A 22,507-nucleotide genomic window follows, 5' to 3' on the forward strand; every position below is an offset into this window, starting at 1 on the left:
TGACCATCGGGTAAATCCCTGACAGTCGCCCCTCCGGGTGTGCGTCCGCTCACTCACCGCGGTCTCGGGGCGTTCCTCGTCGCCGTCCGGGGACGTGCGTCACGGTGGGGCCACGAGGTCGCTGCAGTCCGCCGCCCTGGCCGCCGCGCTGGCGCCGGTCGCCACGCTGCTGCGGCTGGCGCCGGTCGCCACGCTGGTCAGCCCCGGTGCGGGGCGGCCGGACGGCGGCTTCGCGACGGCCCGCCGGGGGTAGGGAGCCGCGCATGAGCCTGATGGGTTTCCTCGACCGGATCGCGGACGTGAGCACCTTCGACAAGGCGATCGAGCCGGCGCGCAAGGCGGTCCAGGCGGTGCTGAAGCCCGGCGTGCTCAAGGACGCGCTGCACGGCACCTGGCTGGGTCACCCCCTGCACCCGGTGCTCGTGCAGGTCCCCGTCGGCAGCTGGACCTCGGCCGGCCTGCTCGACGCCGTCCCCCCGCTGCGGCCGGCGGCCACCGTGCTCATCGCCACCGGGGTCGCCGTCTCGGTCCCGGCCGCGATGTCGGGGGCGGCGGACTGGTCGGAGCAGGAGATCGGCGTCCGCCGGCTGGGGGCGCTGCACGCGGTGTCCAACGTGGCCGCGCTCGGGCTCTACGTCGGCTCGCTCGTCGCCCGCGCGAAGGGCCGCGGCACGCTGGGCCGGGTGCTCTCCTACACCGGGCTCGGCATCGCCACCGGCTCGGCGGCGATCGGCGGGCACATGTCCTACGCGCAGTCCTCGGGCGCCTCGCACGCGGCCACGGCCGCCCGCGCCCTGACCAGTGACTGGATCGACCTCGGGCCGCTCGACGACCTGCCCGAGGGGCGCCCGGCACTGCGCACCGGCGACGGGAGCGGGGTGTCCGTGCCGCTGGCCGCCGTCCGCCGGGGCGGGCGGGTCGACGTCTTCGTCGGCGCCTGCTCCCACCTGGCCGGGCCGCTGTACGAGGGCAGCGTCGAGGAGGTGCGGGGGCACGCCTGCCTGGTCTGCCCGTGGCACGACTCGGCCTTCGACCTCGACAACGGCGAGCCGCGGCGCGGTCCGGCCGCCAACCCGCAGGAGAAGCTCGAGGTCCGGATGGAGGCCGGCCGGGTGATGGCGCGACTGCCCGGCCGCCACCAGTAGCCCTACGCTCGCCGCATGCGGCGGACGGCGGCCCTGCTCGCCGTCCTGCTCTGCGCGGCGTGCGGCTCGTCGGTGGCCGCGCCGGGCTCGTCGTCCCCGGCGTCGTCGTCCGCCCCGGCTCGGGAACCGGCGGTCCCTCCGGTACCCGGCATCGAGGCGGAGGCGGTGCAGCTGCGCACCGACGAGGCGATCGGCGGGCAGGTGCAGGTGCGGGTCACCGCCACCGGGACCGAGCCGTTCACCGTCACCTCCGTCGCCGTCGACTCGCCCGGCTTCGCCCCGCTGCCCGACCGCGCGGTGACCGCGGCGTTCGCCTCCGGCCGCACGATCGACCTGCCGGCCCCGTACGGCGACGCGGTGTGCGACCGGGCCGCCGAGCCCGCGACGGCGCGGCTGACCGTCGTCCGGCCCGACGGGCGCACCGAGGCGCTGCGGGTGCCGCTGGCCGCCGAGGTGCTGGGGCGCATCCACGAGGAGCGGTGTGCGGTCCGGGCGGTCCTCGCCGTCGCGGACGTGACCGTCGGCGACCTGTCCGCGGACGGCGACGCGGTGACCGGCACCCTCACGCTCACCCGCGCCGGCGACGACGACCGGCCGGTGACCGTGACCCGGCTGCAGGGCAACGTCCTCTACGACGTGGTCGCCGACGGCCTGCCGCGGACGCTGGAGGCGGGGGAGTCGACGCTCGAGGTCGGGCTCGAGTTCACGATGACCCGCTGCGACCCGCACGCGCTCGCCGAGACCAAGCAGCCACACCTGTTCCTGCTCGGCCTGCAGGTGGCCGCCGACGACGAGGTGCCCGCCGACCTGCCGCTGGACCAGGCGCAGCGCGACGAGCTCGCGGCCCTGGTTGACCGCGCCTGCGCCTGAGCCGGGACCCGCCGACAGGGGACCGGCCCGGCCGTCCGGGGGGAACGGACAGCCGGGCCGGGGTCTGCGCGCGGCACCGGGCCGCGCTGGTGATGACCGTAGGTAGTGGCAGTCGGTGCCACAGTCCCCTGAACGGGTGCCGGTCCCCGACCGGGTGGTGCGCCTCGTCACGCAGGGTTGCGGTCGCGCGGCGACGGGCACCGGTGGCAGGTGTTCTTCTTCTTCTCCAGCCGGCTGGGCTGCCTGGGATCCCTGCTCGTGTCGGCGGTCCTGACCCTCATCGTGCTGCTGGTCCTCGACGTGCTGTGACCGGCTCCGGCGCGGAGGTCCTGGCCGCGCTCGCCGCCGCGTCGGACGCCGACCGGGTCCGGCTGCGGGCGGTGGAGGAGACGGACGACCCGCTCGCGGCGGCCCTCGCCGACGGCCGGCTGCAGGCCGCGGCACGGCGCATCGCCGACGACGGCGAACGATCCACCTGCCGCTGCCAGGGACACGGTCGGGATCTCGACGGGACGTCCCGGCCCGGCTCGTGGAGCGGGGGATCCGCCGACGACCGTCGGTGGTCGGCGGACGTGGTGTGGGCTGGGCGCGGCGCCGCGGCGCGGCCGGGGCCACGGCCAGTGGCTACACGGGCAGCGGGCTCGGGACGGTGGCGGCCCGGTCGCCGTCGAGCAGGTGGTGGTCGAGGCGCAGGCGGATGAGCTCCTCGTGGAGGAACGGCGGGGCTCCGGTCACCCGGAGCCGGCGGTCGTGCCGGAGCGCTCGGCGGTAGGCGGCTCCGATGCCACGGATCCCCACGGGGTCACAGGCGGTGACGTCGGTGGCGTCGACCACCCAGGTGTCCCCGTCGGTGAGCAGCAGCGTGGAGATCGCGGCCTGCAGCAGGTGGACCGTGCGGCGGTCGAGTTGCCCGGCCAGGTCCACGCGGCAGCCGACGAGGTCGATCCGGACCTGGAAGGACCGAGGTCCACCGTGACGCGGGCTCGCCGCGCCCCAGGACTGAAGTGTCACGGGAGGCCCCCTCGGCGCGCACGCACGGGGTGACGGCTGGAGACGCCGTCGACCAGGGCATGGTGCCTGCTGAAGAGCAGTCGGCCGGAGGTTGCGACCCGCGGACAACGGTAGCGGGCACCCGCCGGCCGGGCAACGCGCCGCCGGGGCTGGTGCTCCGCTGGTCGTCGCGGCGAGGATGCGCCGCATCGGACGCGTGCGGGGACGGCCGCAGGGGCCTCCCCGGGGCGTAGCGTGTGCACAGGCGTTGGAACGGACCGGCGTCGATGGTGCGTCCAGCAGCGGCGTAGTGCGCGAGCGCGGACTCCAGATCGGGGTCGCGCAGCCGAGGTCACCCCCCCCCCCCCCCCGGTGCAGATCAGACCGGAGGCCGTGCCGTGGTCGGCGACGACAACCCGCAGCCCGCGAACGCCGCCGAGGCGCTGGAGCGCCTGGGTCGGTTGTCCCTGCGTGAGCTGTCGATGGACAGCCTGCTGCAAGCGGTGGCCGACCTCACCCGGACCGTGATGCCCGGCCGGCCCGAGACGTCGGTCACCTTGCTCGTCAGGGACAAGCCCACCCTGATGGCGAGCACCGGCCAGCTGGCCGTCGACCTCGACGAGCGTCAGTACGAACGCGACCACGGTCCCTGCCTGCACGCCGCACGCTCCGGCGAGGTGACCGAGGTCGCCGACGCCCGCACCGATCCCCGCTGGCGGGACTACCTGTCCCGGGCGGTCGAGCGCGGCTGCCTGAGCTCCCTGTCGGTCCCGCTGCGCATCGACGAGGACCAGCAGGTCAGCGGGGCGCTGAACATCTACGCCCGGGACGCCGACGCGTTCGACGAGGACAGCCGCTCGGCCGCCACGCGGTTCGGCCCGTACGCCGCGGTCGCGGCCGGCAACATGCACGCCTACCAGAGCGCCCGCGACATGGCCGACAACCTGGAGATCGCACTGGACTCCCGGGCGGTGATCGACCAGGCCAAGGGCGTGCTCATCGAGCGCTACAAGCTCACGCCGGACCAGGCCTTCCAACTGCTGGCCCAGGCGTCGATGCACGCCAACCAGAAGGTGCGCGACATCGCCGACCACCTCGTGCACACCGGCGAGTTCCCCCTCCGGTAGTTCCGGGGCGGCCGACCGTCACAGGCGCGCTGCCCGCGCAGGGCCGCTCGGGGACCAGGGTGCCCCGGGTGCTCCGACGGCCACCGCGACGTCCCTGCTCGGGCGGGCACGCCCGGGCAGGACGTGCGCCCACCGACACCGGAGGCGCGCATCGCGGCCGCCCGGCGTCGGCCCGCGTCGGCCCCCGAACGCGAGCGCCACCGATGGCCACGGCCAGGTCGCGAGCCGGCTGTCCTCGGCCGTGCAGCAGCAGATCACGTGGCCCGCTGAGGGCGATACGCGATCAGCTGAACCCGCTGTCGCACGACGAGCCGCGGGTTGAAGGGGCCCGGAGGCCGAGTCGCTCCGCCGAGGGGACCCCCTTCGGTCCCTGCGCGCGGCATGCGGCGCGCTAGCCTCGCAGCGGGCCGCAGACGCCCCAGTCGTCTCACGCGTTGTGTGGTGCGTCTTGTGGAGGGTTCTCTGCACCCACCGGGCCTCTAGCTCAACTGGCAGAGCAGCGGACTTTTAATCCGCGGGTTGTGGGTTCGATCCCCACGGGGCCCACCGCGCTGACCGGCAGGTCCTGCTGGGTCGGTCCGAGTCGCCGTACGAGTGCGAGTCGTCTGCGTCCGGAAGGCCGCGACGGGTTCAGCCGTCGAGGTGGCAGTCGTCGTGGCGGTCCTCGATGACCGCGCCGGTCTCCGGATCGGTGCAGCGGATGAACTCCTGGACGAAGTCGCTCTCGTGTCGTATCTCGTCGACCACGTCGCCCCCGTCCGAGCTGCAGGCCGACAGCGAGAACACGATGAACCCGACAGCCATGGCCTTCCTCGTGCAGGTGACGGTCCAGGGGACCCGGATCCCCTCGACGTGCTCGGACGGCAGCGCTGTCGCCGCTCGGTGGCCCATCGCCCGCCCCGTCAGTACCGGTTGGCAGCGTCGACGGCCTGGACCAGGTCGAACACCGAGCCGATGACGGAGACGATCAGCGCGACGAGCAGTACGGAGTAGACGAGCTTCGTGTGCTTGCGCATGCTCTGCAGCAGCTCGGTCTGCACGTGCAACTGCTCGAGCTGCTCCTCCTGGACCTCCAGCAGGACCTGGCTCTCGCTGCGCGGCAGCGTGATCTCCCCCATGGCACGGACGCTACGACCGCCAGAGCCCGTCATGATCGGCCGTGGAACCCCGGTCACCCCACGGGGTGGCACCCCGCGCCGTCGGCCCGCCCGCGCCGTCGAGGCGCGCGACGAGCAGCGGTGCGCCGTGGCCGGCGCGGCGTGGGAGCGGGAGGTCCGACTGTCGTCGCAGCGTGGCCGCAGGGCGCGCCGGCCTGCGGGCTGACACGGTCGCCGCCGCCACTCGACGTGGTCCTGGCCTGCGGGGAGGGCACCGTGCCGCGCCACCCGACACGTCCGCCTCCGTGAGTCCTGATCCGCAGGAGTGGGTCCGATCCCGCGGGGCCACTGCGCCGGGCACCGTGACCACGCGGTCGCGAGTGACCCGGATGCGCGCTGCCGCCGTCCTCCTCGTGGGCTCCCGACGGGTGACGGACCCGTGACGCCCCCGGGCGACGCTGGGCCGCGTTCACTGTCCGAACGCACCGAGGGACCACGTCGATGACCGACACCACCCGCACGACGTCCCAGTCCGAGTACCAGCCCCGACCCCCCGGTCCGCGTCGGCGCCACCGAGCGCCGCGTCGGTGATGCCCCCGCCGTCCGGGGAGCAGTCGATGGCGCCCGTCGGCCGGTCCGTCGCGCCGCCCTCGACGGCCGCCCTGGGCGACCGCGGGGACCAGGTCACGCGGACGTACGAGTACCTGCACCGGTTCGGCTACTTCCCCAACCAGAGCCTGGCCCGCCGGTACCCGCAGTGGCGCCCGGCGATGGCCTTCGCGCCGGAGGACCCGGAGGTCTTCGACGAGACGCTGCAGACGGCGGTGCGGCTGTTCCAGCAGGCCAACGGACTGCCGGTCACCGGCGAGGTCGACGAGGCGACCGTCGAGCTGATGGGCCGGCCCCGCTGCGGCTTCCCCGACATCGTCGAGGGCGGCACCGCGCCCAGCTTCGTGGCCCAGGGCAACCGCTGGCCCGGCCCGACCGTGACGTACTCCTTCACGAACACGACCCCCGACCTCACGGGGGCGCAGGTGCGAGCCGCCCTGACCGGGGCCTTCGACCGCTGGTCGGCCGTGACGCCGCTCAACTTCCTGGAGGACCCGGCCGGCGGTGACGTGCGCATCGGCTTCTTCACCGGCAACCACGGGGACGGCTCGACCAACGCCTTCGACGGGCCGGGCTCGGTGCTCGCGCACTGCTTCTACCCACCGCCCAACGGCGGCGACATCGCCGGCGACTGCCACTTCGACGAGGCCGAGACCTGGTCGGTCGACGACCCGCCCAGCGGCATCGACCTGCCGACGGTGGCCCTCCACGAGCTCGGCCACGGGCTGGGCCTGGCCCACTCCGCCGAGACCTCCGCGGTGATGTACGCCTTCTACGGCGGTCCCCGGCGGGAGCTGACCACCGACGACATCGACGGCATCCGCTCCATCTACGGTGCCCGCTTCCGCTGGAACTCCCTGTCCGGGACGATCTTCGACCCGGCGGCCGGGTCCAACGCCGACGGCCGGATGGAGGTGTTCGTCCGGGGCACGGACAACGCCCTGTGGCACGTCTGGCAGACCGCCCCCAACAACGGCTGGAGCACCTGGAACTCGCTGGGCGGTGGCATCCAGGGCGCGCCCACCGTCGGCCGCAACGCCGACGGCCGGCTCGAGGTCTTCGCCCGGGGCGACGACGGCGCGCTGTGGCACATGTGGCAGACCGCCCCGAACAACGGGTGGAGCGGCTGGCACTCCCTCGGCGGGTGGATCGTCAACCCGGTGGTCACGAACAACGCCGACGGGCGGCTCGAGGTGTTCGCGCAGGGGGCTGACGGCGCGCTGTGGCACATCTGGCAGACCGCTCCGAACAACGGGTGGAGCGACTGGGGCTCCCTCGGCGGCCGGCTGACCAGCCCCGTGTCGATCCACCGCAACGCCGACGGCCGGCTGGAGGTGTTCGTGCGCGGCGACGACGGCGCGCTGTGGCACGTCTGGCAGACCGCTCCGAACAACGGGTGGAGCGGCTGGAGCTCCCTCGGCGGCGGGATCCTGGGCGCGCCCGCGGCCGGCCGCAACGCCGACGGCCGGCTCGAGGTCTTCGTCACGGGCACGGACAACGCGCTGTGGCACGTCTGGCAGACCGCCCCGAACAACGGGTGGAGCGGCTGGGCCTCCCTCGGCGGGTGGATCGACCGGCCGTCGGTGCAGAACAACGCCGACGGGCGGCTGGAGGTGTTCGTGCGCGGCGGGGACGACGCGCTGTGGCACGTCTGGCAGACCGCTCCGAACAACGGGTGGAGCGGCTGGCACACGCTCAGCGGCGGGATGAGCGGCGGTCCGGTCGCGTGGCGCAACGCCGACGGCCGGCTCGAGGTGTTCGTCAAGGGTCTCGACCACGCGCTCTGGCACACCTGGCAGAGCACGCCCAACGGCGCCTGGAACTGACGCACGGCACGACGCCCCGGCCGGCTCCCCCCGGCCGGGGCGTCGTCGTGTGTCGGTCGTGCGTCGTCGTGCCGGTCCGGTCAGGTGAGCGGGCGGCTGAGCAGCACCAGCCGGCGGTCACCGAGGCGCAGCGTCGACCCGCCGACCGGGCCGCCCGCCCCGCCCTGCAGCGATCCGGTGTCCAGCTGAACCGACCACGGGGACGCCGCGTTCCCCGGGGGCAGGGCGAAGTCCACGGGGCCGCCGCTCGCGTTGACCAGGAGGAGCAGGTCGTCGTCGCGGACCCGCTCGCCCCGCGGCCCGGGCTCGCTGATCCCGTCGCCGGCGAGGAGGACGGCGAGGGCCCGGGCCCACGGGGTGGTCCAGTCCGCGCCGGTCATCGGCGTGCCGTCCGGCCGGAGCCAGGCGAGGTCGGCGTCGTCGCTGTCGAGGACCGGCCGGCCCTGGAAGAAGCGGCGACGGCGCAGCGCGGGGTGCGCGCGGCGCAGCGCCAGGAGGCGGCGGGTGAAGGCCAGCAGGTCGGCGTCGGCACCCTCCCAGTCGAACCAGGAGACCTCGTTGTCCTGGCAGTAGGCGTTGTTGTTGCCGCCCTGGGTGCGGCCGATCTCGTCCCCGCCGAGCAGCATCGGCACGCCCTGCGAGAGCAGCAGCGTGGCCAGCAGGTTGCGCACCTGCCGGGCGCGCACCGCGAGCACACCGGGGTCGTCGGTCGGGCCCTCCTCGCCGTGGTTGTCCGACCGGTTGTCGTCCGAGCCGTCGTTCGCGGGGTTGGCCTCGTTGTGCTTGCGGCTGTAGCTGACCAGGTCCCGCAGCGTGAACCCGTCGTGCGCGGTCACGAAGTTCACCGACGCGGTCGGCCGCCGCCGGGTGGCCTCGTACAGGTCGGAGGAGCCGGAGAGGCGGCGGGCGACGTCACCGAGCCCGGGGGTCTGTCCGCGCCACAGGTCCCGGACCGTGTTGCGGTAGTGGTCGTTCCACTCGCTCCACAGGTCGGGGAAGGCGCCCACCTGGTGGCCGCGTGTGTCCCAGGGCTCGGCGATCAGCTTCACCTGGCTCACCACCGGGTCCTGCTGGACGAGGTCGAAGAACACCGCCGCCGGGGTCGGGTCCTGGCCGTCCTCCCGTGCCAGGGTGCTCGCCAGGTCGAACCGGAACCCGTCGACGTGCATGTCCAGCACCCAGTAGCGCAGCGAGTCCATGATCAGCTGCAGGGGCGCGGAGTGGGTGACGTTCAGCGCGTTGCCCGTGCCGGTGGTGTCGAAGTAGTACCGCTCGTCGCCCTGGACCAGCCGGTAGTAGGCCGCGTTGTCGAAGCCGCGCAGCGACAGCGTGGGGCCCTCGTGGTTGCCCTCGGCGGTGTGGTTGTAGACGACGTCGAGCAGGACCTCGAGGCCGGCCCGGTGCAGCGCGGCCACCATCTGCTTGAACTCCGCCACCTGGGCTCCGGTGTCGCCGCCGGCGGCGTACTCGCCGTGGGGGGCGAGGAACCCGAGGGAGTTGTACCCCCAGTACTGGCGCAGCCCCGCCCCGGTCAGGAAGCCGTCGTGCACGAACTGGTGCACCGGCAGCAGCTCGACCGCGGTCACCCCCAGCGAGGTCAGGTGCTCCAGCGCCGCCGGGTGCGCGAGGCCGGCATAGGTGCCGCGCAGCCCCTCGGGCACCTCCGGGTGCCGCTGGGTGAAGCCCTTGACGTGGACCTCGTAGACGACGGTGTCCGCGTACGGCGTCCCCGGGGCGGTGTCGTCCCCCCAGTCGAACGCCGGGTCGACGACGAGACCGCGCGGCACGAACGGGGCGCTGTCCTCGTCGCTGCGGACGTCGGGCTCTCCCGGCCTGCTCCCGGACACCGCCGCGTGCCAGCGCACCTCGCCGGAGATCGCCTTCGCGTAGGGGTCGACGAGCAGCTTGGCCGGGTTGCAGCGCTGCCCGCGGGCCGGCTCGAACGGTCCGGAGACCCGGTACCCGTAGCGCTGACCCGGGCCGACACCGGGGAGGTAGGCGTGCCAGATGTCGGCGTCGACCTCGGTGAGCGGCACCTGCTCCTCGGTGCCGGCGTCGTCGAACAGGCACAGGTGCACCTGGTCGGCCACCTCGCTGAAGACGGCGAAGTTCGTGCCGTCGGAGTCCGGTGTGGCACCCAGCGGCCGGGCCGCGCCCGGCCAGGAGCGGGTCACGGAGGACGACGGCGCGACCGGCTCCCGTCGGTCCCCGTGCTCCGCCACGTCCCCGTCGCCGTCCCCGTCCCCGTTCACGTCCGCGCCCACGTCCGCCTCCTCGCCCGCCTCCGTGCACCCGACCCCGTCATCGGCGAGCGGTCACCGTGGCAGCGGTCCCGTCACCGCCCCGTCACGTGACCCGGTCCCCTCCGGCCTCGCACCCCTGACCGCCGTTGCCCCTGACGACGGACGCGAACGGCCGCGGTGCCGGCCGACGGGGCCCGTGAGGCGGCTCGGGCTCCGCGTGGGCCGCGGTCCCCGGCCCGTGCGACGGCGTCTCTAGGCTGCGGGACCGTGCCGCTGTTCTCCTTCGAGGGTCGATCGCCGCAGGTGCACCCCGACGCGTGGGTGGCGCCCACGGCGACGCTCGTCGGCGACGTCGTCGTCGAGGCCGGCGCGTCCATCTGGTACGGCGCGGTGCTGCGCGCCGACTTCGGCCGGATCGTCGTCCGTGCCGGGGCCAACGTGCAGGACAACTCCGTGCTGCACGGCGGCGAGGACCCGGTCACCGAGGTCGGGCCCGGCGCGACCATCGGGCACGTCTGCGTCGTCCACGGGGCGGTGGTCGGCGCCGAGGCGCTGGTCGGGAACGGGTCGACCGTGCAGGACGGCGCCCGGATCGGCCGCCGGGCACTCGTCGGCGCGGGCAGCCTCGTGCCGCCGGGCATGGAGGTGCCCGACGAGGTGCTCGTGGTCGGCGCCCCGGCGCGCGTGCGCGGGCCGCTGTCGGAGGGTGCCGCGGTGTGGGTCGACGGCAACCCGTCGATCTACCAGGAGCTCGCCCGCCGGCACGCGGCCGGCGTGCAGCGGCTGGACTGACCGCCGCGCGGGAACTGCACACGCGCTCCCGGCTCAGTCCGTCGGGAGGCAGGCCCAGACGTGCTTGCGGTCGCCGCACACCTCCCAGCCGCGCGCGGTGGACACGTGGGCGACGAGGTGCAGCCCCATGCCGCCGAGCGCCGGGTCCCGGCCGACGGCGGGTTCGGGCCCGTGCCCGGGAGCACCGTCGCTGACGTCGATCAGCACCCCCTCGGCCGTCCGCGCGGTCTGCACCCGCACCGGGACGGCGCCGTGCCGCAGGCCGTTCGCGGCCAGCTCGTCGACCGCGAGCAGCAGCTCGTCGAGCAGGTCCTCGCCCGCCCCCGGCGCGTGGGCGGGCAGCCAGGACCGCAGCCGGGACCGGAGGGTCCGCAGCTGCCTCGCGTCGGTGATCTCGGCTGCACAGGGGGGACCCGTCGTCGCGGGACGGGGCCGTCGCGGCCAGCAGTCCTGGGGCATGTGCTCGTCTCGGGTCGGCGTCGTCCGCCCGGGGGTGCCCATCCCGCGGGGGCACCAACCGGACCGGCGGTGCCCACGCCGTGTGACACCCGGAGCGCATCAGGTTCGTCGACACCTGTCGATTGACTATCGATAGATCCTGCGCGAGAGTCGATGCATGTCACGCGTGCACCGAGTGGTGCTCCCCCTCCGCGTCCTGCTCGTGGTGGTGTTCGCGGCACTGGCCGCCGCCGAGGTCTGGGCCGTTCCGGGCCTGGTCCCGGGCATCGCCGAGCCGTCGCTGGAGCAGTCGGCCGTGCGGTGGGTCATGACGACGGTCCTGGTGCTGGCGCTGGTGTGCGTCCAGGTGGTCATCGTCTGCACCTGGCAGCTGCTCACCCTGGTCACGAACGACCGGATCTTCAGCGCGAGCGCCCTGCCCTGGGTGAACGCGATCGTCACGGCGATGGCCGCCGGGTGGCTGGCGCTCGTGGGCGCCTTCGTCTGCTCCTACTACTTCGTCGTCGACGAGGTCAGCGACGACCCGGTCCTCCCCGGGCTGCTGCTCGTCCTGCTGCTGGTGGGCGCCGTGGCGGGGCTGCTCATGGTCGTCATGCGGGCGCTGCTGCGGCAGGCCACGACCCTGCGCACCGACATGGAAGCGGTCATCTGATGCCGATCGTCGTGCGCATCGACGTCGAGCTGGCCCGCCGCAAGATGAGCGTCGGCGAGTTCGCCGAGCGGGTCGGCCTCACGCCGGCCAACGTGGCGGTGCTCAAGAACGGTCGCGCCAAGGCGGTCCGCTTCAGCACCCTGGAGGCGATGTGCCGGGTGCTGGGTTGCCAGCCCGGTGATCTGCTGGAGTACGTGGAGGACGACGTCGACGCGCCGTCGCCCATGCACCGGTGAGCCGCACCGCGGACGCCGACGTCCTGGTGGTCGGCGCCGGCCTGGCCGGCCTGCACACGGCCACCCTGCTGGCCCGGCGCGGCCACGACGTGCTGCTGGCCGACCGCCGGCAGCGCCTGGACGGCGCGATCCGCACCACGGGGATCTTCGTCCGCAAGACGCTCGACGACTTCGCCCTGCCGCCGGGGTGCCTCGGGCCGCCGATCCGGCGCGTGGTCCTGTACCCGCCGGACCTGCGGCGCCCGGTTCCCCTCGACAGCGACCGGGACGAGTACCGGGTCGGCGACATGGGGCCGCTGTACCTGGCCGCGGCCCGCGAGGCGGCCGGCGCCGGGGTGCGGATCGCCCTCGGCACCCGCTACGCCGGCCGCGCCGGCGGCGCCGCGCTGCTCAGCGGCCCGGACGGCGCGACGCGGGTGCGGGCGCGGTACGTCGTCGGTGCCGACGGCGCCCGCTCCGCCGTCGCCCGCGACCTGGGGCTGGACCGCAACACCGCCCTGCTCGTGGGCGCCGAGGAGGTCTCCGCCGTCGGCCCGGGGGAGGAGCCCCCGACGTTCCACTGCGTCCTCGACCCCTCTCTCGCCCCCGGCTACCTCGCCTGGGTGGTCGACGACGGGCGGCACGCCCACGTGGGCGTCGCCGGGTACGCCGCCCGCTACCCCGACGGGATGCGCGCGGCGCTGCGGCGGTTCGCCGCCTCGGCGCCGGGGCTGCGCGGCGCGGACCGCTCCGGGGAGGTCGAGCGGCGCGGCGGCCCGATCCCGGTCGGTGGCCTGCTGCGGCGGATCAGCTGCCCCGACGGGCTGCTCGTCGGGGACGCGGCGGGTGCGGTCTCGCCGCTCACCGCCGGCGGCCTCGACCCGTGCCTGCGGCTCTCGCAGCACGCCGCCGACGTCCTCGACGACGCGCTGCGGACCGGGAGCCCCGACCCGCTGCGGCACCACGACGGCGCCGCGCTGCGCAGGCAGTTCCGGGGACGGCTGCTGCTCCGCCGCGGGCTGGCCCAGGTGCGCACGCCCGCTGTGGCCGCGGCCGCGTTCGCGCTGCTGCGCCTCCCGCCCGGGCGGGCCGCCGCCCGCCGCGTCCTGTTCGGCGACCGGTCCTTCCCCGATCCCTGACGCCGGGCCGGAGCCCCTGCGGGCCGCGGGAGCGGGCGCTTGGTTTCCTGGTACCCGGACGCGGACGGCCACCGGGGGCCGTCCGCCGCAGGCCGCGAGGAGGGGACGGGTGGACCCGACGAGCGAGCTGCTGGGCGGCCGCTACCGGCTGGGGTCCGTCCTCGCCAGCGGCGGCATGGGCCGTGTCTGGCGGGCGACCGACACGCTGCTGCAGCGCCCCGTCGCGGTGAAGGTCCTGCGCAGCGAGTACACCGGCGACCCCTCCTTCCTGCAGCGGTTCCGCGCGGAGGCCCGGCACGCGGCGCTGCTCAACGACCCCCACATCGCCGCGGTGCACGACTACGGCGAGACCGTCGGCCCGGACGGCGAGCCGCTGGCCTACCTCGTCATGGAGCTCGTGGCCGGGGAGTCGCTGTCGGACCTGCTGGGCCGCGCCGGCCGGCTGGACGTGCCGACGACGCTCGGGATCCTGCGGCAGACCGCGTCCGCCCTCGCCGCCGCGCACGCCGCCGGGGTGGTCCACCGCGACGTCAAGCCGGGCAACGTGCTGGTCGCACCGGACGGCGTCGTGAAGATCACCGACTTCGGGATCGCCTGGTCGGCCTCCAGCGTGCCGCTGACCGGGACCGGCCAGGTGATCGGCACCGCCCAGTACCTCTCCCCGGAGCAGGCGAAGGGCGCGAAGGCCTCGCCCGCCAGCGACGTCTACGCCCTCGGCGTCGTCGCCTACCAGTGCCTCAGCGGCCGGCTGCCGCTGGACCGGGAGACCCCGGTCCAGGTGCTCCTCGCGCAGATCCACGACGAGCCGCCGCCGCTGCCGCCGGACGTGCCGGCCGACGTCCGCGGGCTCGTCGAGCGGGCGATGGTCAAGGACCCCGCCGCCCGCTTCCCGGACGGCGCGGCGCTCCGGGACGCCGTCGACGAGGTCCTCCGGCACCGGTCGCCGGCGCCGGACGCCCGGCACGACACCCTCGTCCTCCCGGCGCCGGCGTCCACCGCGGTCCTGTCCGCGCCGGCCCCGGCCGCCCCGGCGCCGGCCGCCCCGGCGCCCGGGGCATCCCGGCCGCGGCGCCGCGGAGCCGTCCTCGCCGGGCTCCTCGCGCTGCTCGCGCTCGCCGTGGCCGGCGTGGTGCTGGCGCTGACCAGCGGCGACCCGGAGGACACGTCGGCGTCCCCGACGGCGACGTCCTCGAGCCCGGGACCGTCCCCGATCGCGACCACGGCCCCCACCTCGACGGCGGCCCCTCCGCCGACCGGGCCGGTGCCGGTGGACGTCGTGGCGGCCGACCTGGTGGGGCGCCCGCTGGGCGACGTCCAGGCCACGCTCACCGGGCTGGGCCTGCTGGTGCAGCCGCAGCCCGTCGCCACGGGCGAGGTGCCCCAGGGACAGGTGACCGCCGTCGCCCCCGAGGGACCGGTGCTGCCGGGGCAGACGGTGACCGTCACGTACGCGGTCACCCCTCCCGCCGAGGAGGACGGCGACGACGGCGGGGACGAGGGCGACGAGGGCCGCGGGAACGGCAACGAGGGCAACCAGGGCAACGGCAACGGGCGCGGCAACGGCAACGGGCGCGGCAACGGCCGCGGCGGCGACGACTGACCGCCCGGACCGTCGGAGCGCCGGACCCTCAGAGCACCGGGTCCTCAGAGCACCGTGGAGCCGTACATCTCCCCCAGCGGGTCGGCGATCAGCTCGATGCGGGCGCCGTCGGGGTCGCGGAAGTAGACCGAGACACCGCTGTGCACCACGTGCTCGACCCCCGCGTCGGCGAGACGCTGCACGAGCTCGTCCCAGCGCCCGGGCTCGACGCTGATGGCCATGTGGTGCAGCCCGCCGAGCACCTCGGCGTAGGGGCCGACGTCGAGGCCGGGGAAGTCGAAGTAGGCCAGCAGGTTGCCGTTGCCGATGTCGAAGAAGAAGTGCGAGGAGCCGGGGTAGTCGCGGTTCTCGATCAGCTCGGTCAGCGGGAAGCCGAGCAGGTCCTGGAAGAAGCGGACCGTCCGCTCGACGTCGCTGCTGATCAGTGCCGTGTGGTGCAGTCCGCGGGCGGTCGAGGGCGGTCGCTCGCCCGCGGGCCGCAGGTGCGCGCTCCGGATGCGGGCGCGCTCGGCCTCCAGGGCCTCCAGGTCTCGGGTCTCGGTCATCGGGACGGCTCCCTCGGGTCGGGGGTCGGCTGGTCGGTGGCGGGGGCGAGCCGGAACTGGGCCCGCCGCCCGGCGGGGACGAGGTCGAGGTAGGCGGGGTGCCGCTCGACGTACCCGCGGATGAAGGGGCAGAAGGGCAGCACGGCCAGTCCCGCCTCCCGGCTGGCGTCGAGGGCGCCGCGCGCGAGCACCGAGCCCAGCCCGCGTCCCTCGAACCCCGGGTCGACGACCGTGTGCGTGAACGACACCGACGACGACGTCCGCCGGTACTCGGCGAACCCGGCCACCCGGCCGTCCACGAGGACCTCGAAGCGGTTCGCCGCAGGAGCGTCGACGACCACCGGTGCGCTGTCGGTCACGGGTCTCCTCCGATCGTCCCCGGCGATGATCGCGCATCGCGGCCGGCACCGGGCGCGGCGGGCCCGCGGTCCGGCCGGACGCGCCGGGAGGGTTGAGCCGAACCGGTGTCGTCGTGCGGTTTCGGCAGATCCACACGCCCGCGCGAGCGCGGAACGGTCGACATGTGGGCGGTTGAGGGGCCAGGTCACCGACCCGGTGGGAGGGCTTCGCAACGATCCGAACACGCCGTGTCCCGCGGGCGATCCGCGGCGCCGTCCGGCGCGTCGCGCGGACCTACGTTTCCTCCACCCGCACCGCCCTTCCCCGGCGGGTGCGGGCGCCGTCGCACTTCCCCGGCGACGGCCCCACGGACGGGACGAGACGGTGGGACCAGTGGCACTCCGCAGCAGCAGTGAGATCAGGGTCGGCAACCAGGCGTGCCTGGGCTGGTGGCTCGTCGCCGACGACGGGCAGGGCCGCGACCGGCTCGTCGACGGGCCGTTCCCCGACCGGTCGGAGGCCGCCTGGGCGGCCGTCGCGCACAGCGAGGAGGTCCGGCCCGTCCACGGCGTCCGCCGGCCCGACGGCGGCCTGCACCGTCGTCCCTCGCCGCAGGAGCTGGCGTGGCTGGGCCACCTCGGCGACCAGCTCGACCGGCTGCCCGCGGACTGGGACGCCGGGCTGACCGACGAGGACCCGCTGGCCACCCTCGTCGTCGAGGTCACCGCCGCGCTCACCGAGGCCGGGCTGCCCCTGTGGGACGCCGCCGGTGAGGGCGCCGCGCTCGGCGGTGCCTGCGTGACGGCCGAGCCCGGCCTCGACGGCGTCGTCGTGGGCTGGCGCCAGCACGACCGGATGAGCGTCGAGCAGGTCCACGGTCTGGTCGCCGACATCTCCGTGCAGGCCGTCATGAACCGTGCCCTGGCCGACGTGCTCTGGCTGCGCGGCCTCGACGTCACGCCGCTCGGCGAGGAGGCCGGCGGACACGTCGTCCGCTACGCCGACTGACACCTCTCCCTCCCGGCCCGCCACGGGCCACCCCACCGGGACGCCGTCGACTCCGACGGCGTCCCGGTGTCGTTTCCGCCGGGACCCCCCGACGCCGGGCCGACGACACCGGGCCGACGACACCGGGTCGACGACGCCGGGCCGACCGCGCCGACACGCCGCCGTCCGGGACGACCGTGCGGCCGGCGGCGCGCTCCACGCGGGGGAGCGCACGGCGAGTCGACAAGACGGTGCCCGTTGGGCCGCGTGACCGGCCGCTGACCAGGGCGGACACAACGATCGCGTGACGCCGCGGCCCGCGGTGTCGCGACGGGGGCCTCCGGAGGGGGCCGGAGCCCGATGCTCTGCGTGTCCCCGGCACTTCCCCGGCCGGGACGAGCGTCCTGGAGGAACCCGTGAGCGCCCCCACCCTGCCGGCTCCCCGCCGGCCGTTCCCGTCCACACCGGCCCGGGCCGCCGCCCCGGAGGCAGCCGGGGACGGACTCGGCATCGCCGACCTGGTCGACCTGCTCGGTCTCGACCTCGACGCCGACGAGCTGCCGGCCGGCGACCCCGTGACCGCCGGCCGCGAGCCGGTCGACCCGGTGGCGGTCGTGCGCGGCTGGGTGCGACGTGCGGCCGACTGGGGCGCCGGTCCGCAGCGGTCCTGGTGCGCCTGGTGATGGCCGCGGTCCTGCTCTGGCCGGCGGTGTCCGTCGCGGGTTTCCTCGCGGTCGCCGGTCTGGTCGTCGTCCTCGGCCGCAGCTCGACGGCCCGCTACGAGTTCGAGCGCAACGCCGCGTCCCGTCCCCAGCAGCCCGCCGCGCCGGCACCCGCTCCGGCCGACGTCCGCGACGCCGCTGCGGCCCGCGTCGAGGCCCCGGTGCCCGCCGGCCCGGCGGGCGGCTGCGAGGCCGCCGACGGCGCCGTCGCGACGGTGACCCCGGCGCGCACCGCCGTCGGCCTGGCGACGCACCCCGCCGGGCGGCGTCTCCCCGGTGCCGGCGCGCCGACGGCGTGGTGGCTCGTCGACGGGTCCGGGGACCGGCCGGAAGCGCTGGCCGGTCCCTTCGACGACCGGGTGGAGGCCGACTGGGCGGCGGTGTCCTGCGAGCTCGACGGCGCGGTCCGCACGGTCCACGGCGTGCTGCGCGAGGACGGCTCGGTCTCCCGGCGGCCCTCGCCGCAGGACCGCGCGTGGCTGGCCGAGCTCGGCACGCAGCTCGACCGGCTGCCCGAGGACTGGGACGAGCTGCTCACCGACGAGGACGCCCTCACCACGCTGGTCGTGGAGGTGGCCGCCGCGCTGGTCGAGGCCGGCCTGGCGCTGCACGACTGCTCGGGCACCGACCCGGAGACCGCGGCGGCCGGCGGGGTCTGCCTGACGCCGGAGACCACGTACGGCGGCGTCCTGGTGAGCTGGCGACAGCACGACCGGATGAGCCTGCAGCAGGTGCGCGGTGCCGCGCTGGACACGGCGGTGCAGCGGAGCATGAACACGCTGCTCGCCGACCTGCTCGTGCAGTTCGGGTTCGTCGTCGACCCGTTCGGGGAGGACGGCTGCTCGCTGGTCACCGCGATCCGGACCCACCCGCTCGGGGGGTGAGGCCGGTTGGCGGGTCCAGTCCGTCCGGAACTCCGCCGAACTCCGGTGCATGGCTGAGTCGACGACGACCCGGGCCCGCCGCCGCGGGATCCCCCTGTGGTGCTACCTCACCGCGCTGGTGACGGTGCCGCTCATCGGGGTCGGTGTGCTGACCGCCCTGATCGCGGGCGCCCGCTCCGCCGAGGTGGACAGCGCGACGCGTGCCGAGCAGGGGGTCCGGGCGGTGGCCGTCCTCGACGCGCTGCGGGCGGCCACGGAGCAGGAGATCCTCCCGGCGCTGGCGCTGACCGTCATCGACGACCCGGTCGCCGCCGGGCAGCTCGGCGTGCCGGGGTGGCTGCTGGACACCGTGCGCGGCACCGCCGAGCAGTCCCTCGCCGAGGCCCGGACGGTGACCGACGAGGCGCTGGCCGCGGTGCCGGAGGGCTCCCTCGGGTCGGCGGTCGCCGTCCGGGTGGAGGAGGCACTGGCGTGGCTCCGGGCGCGCAGCGACGCCGGTGCCGTGCGGCTGGAGCAGATCTACCTCGGCTACCTCGACGTCTCGAACGAGGTCATGACCGCCGAGCGCGCCGCCGCGGCGGCCACCGTCTCCGAGGGCGTGCCGGCGCGGACCGTGCGCGCCGTGCAGGACGTGCAGACCGTCGCCGAGCTCGCGCAGGCCGCCAGCCGGCAGATGCCGCTGTACCTGGGGTCGCTGTTCGCCGCCGACGACGCGCTCATCGGCTCCCGCCTGGCGTGGGAGACCGGCTGGCTGTCCTACACCGACGCCAAGCGGCAGATGGACGAGGTCTCCTCGGAGTCGCTGCGCACCGCGTGGCACCGGCTGCGGGGCTCCGACCTGATGACCCGGCTGGACACCCTGCTCACCCCGTCCGACGCCCCCGAGGTCTTCGTCACCGACATCACCCGCATGACCGACCTGCTGTTCAGCAGCGGGGACCGCGACGCCGAGCTGGCCGGGCTGGTCGACACCGCGGTCGGCACCGTGCTGACGGAGGCCGCGGCCGACCGCGAGGAGGCCGCCGCGGACCTGCGCGCCACGCTGCAGGTCGGGGTGGGGCTGCTGCTGCTCTCCGTGGTGGGCGCGGTCTGGATGGGCCGCACCGTCTCCCGCAAGCTCGGCGTGCTGGCCGGCCAGGCCACCCAGATCAGCCAGGGCGAGCTGGTGGAGGTCGAGGTCGACGGCCCGCGCGAGGTGCGCACCGTCTCGGCCGCTCTCGGCGACGCCGTCGCCGGCCTGCGGCGCATCCAGGACCAGGCGCAGGCCGTGGCCCGCGGCGACCTCGACGACGCGCTGCTCGACCAGCCGCTGCCCGGCCCGCTGGGCGAGGTCGTGCACGCCTCCCTCCAGCAGATCGTCTCGTCGGTGCGCCAGCGCGAGGAGCTGCAGTTCGCCCTCGCCCACCGCGCCACCCACGACCCGCTCACCGAGCTGCCCAACCGGGCGCAGGCGGTCACCCTGGTCACCTCGGCGCTGCACCGCGCCCGCCGGTCCGGCGAGATGACCGGCCTGCTCTTCGTCGACCTCGACGGCTTCAAGGCGGTCAACGACGCCCACGGCCACGCCGCCGGCGACACGGTGCTGCGCGAGGTCGCCGCCCGGATGCGCTCGGTGGTCCGCGGCGGCGACGTCGTCTGCCGCCTCGGCGGGGACGAGTTCGTCGTCCTGGTCGAGCCGGTCGGCACCGAGCGCGACCTGCAGGACCTCGCCGAGCGCCTGATCGCCGGCATCAGCGAGCCGATCGAGGCCGGGGGCGCCACGGTGTGCGTGGGCGCGAGCATCGGCATCGCGGTGAGCCGGGACGGCGGCGCCGACCCCGACGTCCTGTTCGCCGAGGCCGACACCGCCGCCTACCGCGCCAAGCAGCACGGCCGCGGCCGCGCGGAGGTCTTCGACGACGCCCTGCGCCGCCAGCTGGCCGCGCGGGCCGAGACCGAGGCGGCGATCACCGCGGCGCTCGGCAACGGACAGATGCGGCTGCACTACCAGCCGGTGGTCGACGTCGACGGGCAGCGGCTGCACGGCTACGAGGCACTGATCCGCTGGGAGCGCGACGGCGTCTTCGTCCCGCCGGACGAGTTCATCCCCGTGGCCGAGAGCTCCGGCCTGGTCTGCGACCTGGACCGGTGGGTGCTGCACGAGGCCACCCGCCAGCTGGCCGCCTGGCGGGCCGGGCTCCCGTCGGCACCGGGCGCACCCGAGCCGACCATGGCGGTCAACGTCTCCGGCCGGCACCTGACCGACCCGCGGGTGGTCACCGACGTCGCCGACGCGCTGGCCGCCTCCGGGCTGCCGCCGCACCTGCTCGTGCTCGAGGTCACCGAGACCGTCCTGGTCGACGACCCGGTCGCCATGACCCACCTCGCGCAGCTGCGGGACACGGGCGTGGCCATCGCCATCGACGACTTCGGCACCGGCTACACGTCGATCGGGCAGCTGCGGCACATGCCGGTGGACACGCTGAAGATCGACCGCAGCTTCGTGACCTCGCCCGACCCGGGGCAGCGGGAGCTCGTGGCCCTGATCATCCGCGCCGCGCACACCTTCGGCCTCAGCGTCGTCGCCGAGGGCGTGGAGGAGCCGGTGCAGCTGCAGCGGCTGCGCGAGCGGGCCTGCGACCACGCGCAGGGCTACCTGCTGCACCGCCCGCTGCCGGCCGAGGCGGCCGGTGCGCTGCTGCGGTCGGCGCCGGAGGTGGTGCCCGTGCCGCGCCCCGACGGCGCACCGGAGGCGGTCCCGGCGTCCTGACCGGTGCCCGTGCCGCGCCCCGACGGCGCACCGGAGGCGGTCCCGGCGTCCTGACCGGTGCCCGCAGGCCGGCGCGTGTCCCCGTTGACCGCGGGGCGGCGGCGGGGGAGCCTCCAGCGGCCATGCCGAGTCCCGCCGCCCGCCCCGTCGCCGGGCTGCTCGCCGTCGGCCTGCTGGTCGGTGGCTGCACCACCGTCGTCGCCGGGACGGCCTCGCCCGCGGGGACGACGACGGCCGACGCCACCGCCGCCGAGGTCGAGATCTCCCTCGCGGAGGAGGGCGACCCGACCGACCGCGTCGCCCGCAACGCGCTCGCCGACGTCCTCGCCTACTGGGAGGAGACCTATCCGCAGGTGTTCGGGGGGACGTTCGGGCCGATCAGCGGCGGCTTCTGGTCGATCGACCCGGACGAGACCGACGCCGCCGACCTGCCGGGCGGGGCGTGCTTCGCCGACGACGTCGACGAGCTCGCCGACAACGCCTACTACTGCAGCGACGACGACGTCGTGGTCTACGACCGCGCCTGGATGGCCGACCTGGTCGGGGACTACGGGCCGTTCATCGTCGCCGAGATCATGGCCCACGAGGTCGGCCACGCGGTCCAGGCCCAGGCCGGCCTCGACGACCCCTCGATCGTCGCCGAGACCCAGGCCGAGTGCTTCGCCGGCGCGTGGACGAGGTGGGTCGTCACCGGCTCCGCCGAGCACGTCACCGTGCGCCCCAAGGAGCTCGACCCCTACCTGCTCGGCTACCTGTACTTCGGCGACGCCGTCGGCTCCTCGCCCGACGCCGAGGACGCGCACGGCTCGCTGTTCGACCAGCTCTCGGCGTTCCAGGAGGGCTACGCCGACGGCCCGCGGGCCTGCGCCGCCTTCGACGGGTCGCGCGTCTACACCGAGCAGGAGGCCGGCCGGGGACCGGGCCGGGGCGGCGGGTCCTACCGCGCCGTCGTCGACGGCGCCGACGACGTGCTGGCCGGGTTCTGGGACCAGGCGCTGGCCCGCGGCTTCCCCGGCACCGACGCGCTCGGCGGGACACTCGCCCCGCCCGACGTCCGGGCCGCCGACGGCTCCGGGATGGTGTGCGGCGGGGAGGGCGCCGAGCTCGACCTGCAGTACTGCCCCGAGGACGGCTCGGTGCGCTACGACGCCGCGGACCTCCTCGAGCCCGTGTACGACGACGTCGGCGACTTCGCCGTGACGACGCTGCTCGGCCTGCCCTACGCGATGGCCGTCCGGGAGCAGCGCGGGCTGTCGGTCGACGACCCCGAGGCGGTCACCAGCGCGGTGTGCGCCACCGGCTGGCTCGCCCGCGAGGCGTACCTGGGCGACCTGGACGGCGCGCGGCTGGAGATCTCCCCCGGCGACGTGGACGAGGCCGCCGTCGTGCTCCTGCAGTACGCCACCGAGCCCACCGTCGTCCCGGAGTCGGGGCTGTCGGGCTTCGAGCTGGTCGACAGCTTCCGGCAGGGCTTCGTCGACGGCGGGAGCGCCTGCGGGTTCTAGCCCGGCCCGGCG

General features: G+C 75.4%; 23 protein-coding genes and 1 tRNA gene. 17 read left to right on the forward strand and 7 right to left on the reverse strand.

Going from position 1 to position 22,507, the window contains the following annotated elements; all coding sequences use genetic code 11:
* Nucleotides 1-94 precede the first annotated feature (94 nt).
* The 4 genes from JD79_RS22540 (at nucleotide 95) to JD79_RS24225 (ending at nucleotide 2,324) form a co-directional block, all read left to right on the forward strand.
* Nucleotides 95-253: a hypothetical protein gene (locus tag JD79_RS22540; protein ID WP_170149152.1), complete on the forward strand. Its 159-nt coding sequence runs from the start codon at nucleotides 95-97 to the stop codon at nucleotides 251-253.
* 10 nt (nucleotides 254-263) lie between these two features.
* Entirely contained in the window at nucleotides 264-1,145 is an 882-nt protein-coding gene (locus tag JD79_RS08420) for a Rieske (2Fe-2S) protein (protein ID WP_110005154.1), read from the forward strand.
* 15 nt (nucleotides 1,146-1,160) lie between these two features.
* Nucleotides 1,161-2,015, forward strand: a complete 855-nt coding sequence (locus JD79_RS08425; RefSeq protein ID WP_146220410.1) for a hypothetical protein — start codon at nucleotides 1,161-1,163, stop codon at nucleotides 2,013-2,015.
* Between the two features lie 177 nt (nucleotides 2,016-2,192).
* A complete protein-coding gene (locus tag JD79_RS24225; RefSeq protein ID WP_281270288.1) occupies nucleotides 2,193-2,324 on the forward strand; it encodes a hypothetical protein in 132 nt (43 codons plus the stop codon).
* Between the two features lie 315 nt (nucleotides 2,325-2,639).
* On the opposite strand, the gene JD79_RS08430 is transcribed toward JD79_RS24225, so the two are convergent.
* Complete coding sequence (locus tag JD79_RS08430; RefSeq protein ID WP_170149153.1) at nucleotides 2,640-3,026, reverse strand: STAS domain-containing protein; 387 nt, start codon at nucleotides 3,024-3,026, stop codon at nucleotides 2,640-2,642.
* 377 nt (nucleotides 3,027-3,403) lie between these two features.
* Here JD79_RS08430 and JD79_RS08435 point away from each other — a divergent pair, with 377 nt between their 5' ends.
* Both JD79_RS08435 and JD79_RS08440 read left to right on the forward strand, forming a co-directional pair.
* Nucleotides 3,404-4,132: a GAF and ANTAR domain-containing protein gene (locus JD79_RS08435; RefSeq protein ID WP_245899938.1), complete on the forward strand. Its 729-nt coding sequence runs from the start codon at nucleotides 3,404-3,406 to the stop codon at nucleotides 4,130-4,132.
* A 473-nt stretch (nucleotides 4,133-4,605) separates the two neighbouring features.
* Nucleotides 4,606-4,678, forward strand: a tRNA-Lys gene (locus JD79_RS08440).
* Nucleotides 4,679-4,762: 84 nt separating this feature from the next.
* Here JD79_RS08440 and JD79_RS22545 read toward each other — a convergent pair.
* Together JD79_RS22545 and JD79_RS08450 are read right to left on the reverse strand one after the other, a co-directional pair.
* Nucleotides 4,763-4,936, reverse strand: a complete 174-nt coding sequence (locus JD79_RS22545) for a hypothetical protein (RefSeq protein ID WP_170149154.1) — start codon at nucleotides 4,934-4,936, stop codon at nucleotides 4,763-4,765.
* A 98-nt stretch (nucleotides 4,937-5,034) separates the two neighbouring features.
* Nucleotides 5,035-5,250: a hypothetical protein gene (locus JD79_RS08450; protein WP_110005158.1), complete on the reverse strand. Its 216-nt coding sequence runs from the start codon at nucleotides 5,248-5,250 to the stop codon at nucleotides 5,035-5,037.
* Between the two features lie 596 nt (nucleotides 5,251-5,846).
* Between JD79_RS08450 and JD79_RS08455 the strand changes: the two genes are divergently transcribed.
* Entirely contained in the window at nucleotides 5,847-7,664 is a 1,818-nt protein-coding gene (locus JD79_RS08455; RefSeq protein WP_170149155.1) for a DUF8189 domain-containing protein, read from the forward strand.
* A gap of 80 nt (nucleotides 7,665-7,744) precedes the next feature.
* Here the strand turns inward: JD79_RS08455 and glgX are convergent, their stop codons facing one another.
* On the reverse strand, nucleotides 7,745-9,928 hold the full coding sequence (glgX, locus tag JD79_RS08460) for a glycogen debranching protein GlgX (RefSeq protein ID WP_245899940.1): 2,184 nt from the start codon (nucleotides 9,926-9,928) through the stop codon (nucleotides 7,745-7,747).
* 246 nt (nucleotides 9,929-10,174) lie between these two features.
* Here glgX and JD79_RS08470 point away from each other — a divergent pair, with 246 nt between their 5' ends.
* The gene (locus JD79_RS08470) at nucleotides 10,175-10,699 is read left to right on the forward strand and encodes a gamma carbonic anhydrase family protein (protein WP_110005160.1); all 525 of its coding nucleotides are present in this window, start codon (nucleotides 10,175-10,177) and stop codon (nucleotides 10,697-10,699) included.
* 33 nt (nucleotides 10,700-10,732) lie between these two features.
* Here the strand turns inward: JD79_RS08470 and JD79_RS08475 are convergent, their stop codons facing one another.
* Nucleotides 10,733-11,158, reverse strand: coding sequence for an ATP-binding protein (locus JD79_RS08475; protein ID WP_110005161.1), 426 nt, complete (start codon nucleotides 11,156-11,158; stop codon nucleotides 10,733-10,735).
* Between the two features lie 157 nt (nucleotides 11,159-11,315).
* On the opposite strand from JD79_RS08475, the gene JD79_RS08480 reads away from it, so the two are divergent.
* From JD79_RS08480 to JD79_RS08495, 4 genes are all read left to right on the forward strand, one after another.
* On the forward strand, nucleotides 11,316-11,810 hold the full coding sequence (locus JD79_RS08480; protein ID WP_110005162.1) for a DUF2975 domain-containing protein: 495 nt from the start codon (nucleotides 11,316-11,318) through the stop codon (nucleotides 11,808-11,810).
* On the forward strand, nucleotides 11,810-12,046 hold the full coding sequence (locus JD79_RS08485) for a helix-turn-helix domain-containing protein (protein ID WP_110005163.1): 237 nt from the start codon (nucleotides 11,810-11,812) through the stop codon (nucleotides 12,044-12,046). Before JD79_RS08480 ends, JD79_RS08485 begins: the two co-directional genes overlap by 1 nt.
* Entirely contained in the window at nucleotides 12,043-13,164 is a 1,122-nt protein-coding gene (locus tag JD79_RS08490; RefSeq protein ID WP_110005164.1) for an FAD-dependent oxidoreductase, read from the forward strand. The genes JD79_RS08485 and JD79_RS08490 overlap by 4 nt, the downstream gene beginning before the upstream one ends.
* A 109-nt stretch (nucleotides 13,165-13,273) precedes the next feature.
* The gene (locus JD79_RS08495; protein WP_245899942.1) at nucleotides 13,274-14,764 is read left to right on the forward strand and encodes a serine/threonine-protein kinase; all 1,491 of its coding nucleotides are present in this window, start codon (nucleotides 13,274-13,276) and stop codon (nucleotides 14,762-14,764) included.
* A 44-nt stretch (nucleotides 14,765-14,808) separates the two neighbouring features.
* Here JD79_RS08495 and JD79_RS08500 read toward each other — a convergent pair whose 3' ends face one another.
* Complete coding sequence (locus JD79_RS08500) at nucleotides 14,809-15,309, reverse strand: VOC family protein (protein WP_110005165.1); 501 nt, start codon at nucleotides 15,307-15,309, stop codon at nucleotides 14,809-14,811.
* On the reverse strand, nucleotides 15,306-15,668 hold the full coding sequence (locus tag JD79_RS23645) for a GNAT family N-acetyltransferase (protein WP_170149156.1): 363 nt from the start codon (nucleotides 15,666-15,668) through the stop codon (nucleotides 15,306-15,308). The genes JD79_RS08500 and JD79_RS23645 overlap by 4 nt, the downstream gene beginning before the upstream one ends.
* Before the next feature lie 373 nt (nucleotides 15,669-16,041).
* On the opposite strand from JD79_RS23645, the gene JD79_RS23650 reads away from it, so the two are divergent.
* The 5 genes from JD79_RS23650 to JD79_RS08525 all read left to right on the forward strand — a co-directional run bounded on the left by JD79_RS23650 (nucleotide 16,042) and on the right by JD79_RS08525 (nucleotide 22,495).
* The gene (locus tag JD79_RS23650) at nucleotides 16,042-16,656 is read left to right on the forward strand and encodes a hypothetical protein (RefSeq protein WP_146220411.1); all 615 of its coding nucleotides are present in this window, start codon (nucleotides 16,042-16,044) and stop codon (nucleotides 16,654-16,656) included.
* Nucleotides 16,657-17,051: 395 nt separating this feature from the next.
* Nucleotides 17,052-17,318, forward strand: coding sequence for a hypothetical protein (locus tag JD79_RS08510; RefSeq protein WP_110005166.1), 267 nt, complete (start codon nucleotides 17,052-17,054; stop codon nucleotides 17,316-17,318).
* Nucleotides 17,318-18,241 carry a hypothetical protein gene (locus JD79_RS08515; RefSeq protein ID WP_110007557.1) on the forward strand — a complete coding sequence of 308 codons (924 nt, stop codon included), beginning with the start codon at nucleotides 17,318-17,320 and terminating at the stop codon, nucleotides 18,239-18,241. Before JD79_RS08510 ends, JD79_RS08515 begins: the two co-directional genes overlap by 1 nt.
* Nucleotides 18,242-18,290: 49 nt before the next feature.
* Nucleotides 18,291-20,990: an EAL domain-containing protein gene (locus JD79_RS08520; RefSeq protein WP_110005167.1), complete on the forward strand. Its 2,700-nt coding sequence runs from the start codon at nucleotides 18,291-18,293 to the stop codon at nucleotides 20,988-20,990.
* Nucleotides 20,991-21,112: 122 nt separating this feature from the next.
* On the forward strand, nucleotides 21,113-22,495 hold the full coding sequence (locus JD79_RS08525; protein ID WP_110005168.1) for a neutral zinc metallopeptidase: 1,383 nt from the start codon (nucleotides 21,113-21,115) through the stop codon (nucleotides 22,493-22,495).
* The last annotated feature ends 12 nt before the right edge of the window (nucleotides 22,496-22,507 follow it).

This window comes from Geodermatophilus normandii (assembly GCF_003182485.1).
GTDB lineage: Bacteria > Actinomycetota > Actinomycetes > Mycobacteriales > Geodermatophilaceae > Geodermatophilus > Geodermatophilus normandii.

Excerpts from the sequence above, each read along its gene's own strand:
- JD79_RS08475 (WP_110005161.1), bottom strand. The coding sequence starts at position 11,158 with ATGCCCCAGGACTGCTGGCCGCGACGGCCCCGTCCCGCGACGACGGGT.
- JD79_RS08420 (WP_110005154.1), top strand. The coding sequence starts at position 264 with ATGAGCCTGATGGGTTTCCTCGACCGGATCGCGGACGTGAGCACCTTC.
- JD79_RS08500 (WP_110005165.1), bottom strand. The coding sequence starts at position 15,309 with ATGACCGAGACCCGAGACCTGGAGGCCCTGGAGGCCGAGCGCGCCCGC.
- JD79_RS08515 (WP_110007557.1), top strand. The coding sequence starts at position 17,318 with ATGGCCGCGGTCCTGCTCTGGCCGGCGGTGTCCGTCGCGGGTTTCCTC.
- JD79_RS22545 (WP_170149154.1), bottom strand. The coding sequence starts at position 4,936 with ATGGCTGTCGGGTTCATCGTGTTCTCGCTGTCGGCCTGCAGCTCGGAC.
- JD79_RS08520 (WP_110005167.1), top strand. The coding sequence starts at position 18,291 with ATGGCTGAGTCGACGACGACCCGGGCCCGCCGCCGCGGGATCCCCCTG.
- JD79_RS08425 (WP_146220410.1), top strand. The coding sequence starts at position 1,161 with ATGCGGCGGACGGCGGCCCTGCTCGCCGTCCTGCTCTGCGCGGCGTGC.
- JD79_RS08480 (WP_110005162.1), top strand. The coding sequence starts at position 11,316 with ATGTCACGCGTGCACCGAGTGGTGCTCCCCCTCCGCGTCCTGCTCGTG.
- JD79_RS08485 (WP_110005163.1), top strand. The coding sequence starts at position 11,810 with ATGCCGATCGTCGTGCGCATCGACGTCGAGCTGGCCCGCCGCAAGATG.
- JD79_RS08455 (WP_170149155.1), top strand. The coding sequence starts at position 5,847 with ATGGCGCCCGTCGGCCGGTCCGTCGCGCCGCCCTCGACGGCCGCCCTG.
- JD79_RS08525 (WP_110005168.1), top strand. The coding sequence starts at position 21,113 with ATGCCGAGTCCCGCCGCCCGCCCCGTCGCCGGGCTGCTCGCCGTCGGC.
- JD79_RS08450 (WP_110005158.1), bottom strand. The coding sequence starts at position 5,250 with ATGGGGGAGATCACGCTGCCGCGCAGCGAGAGCCAGGTCCTGCTGGAG.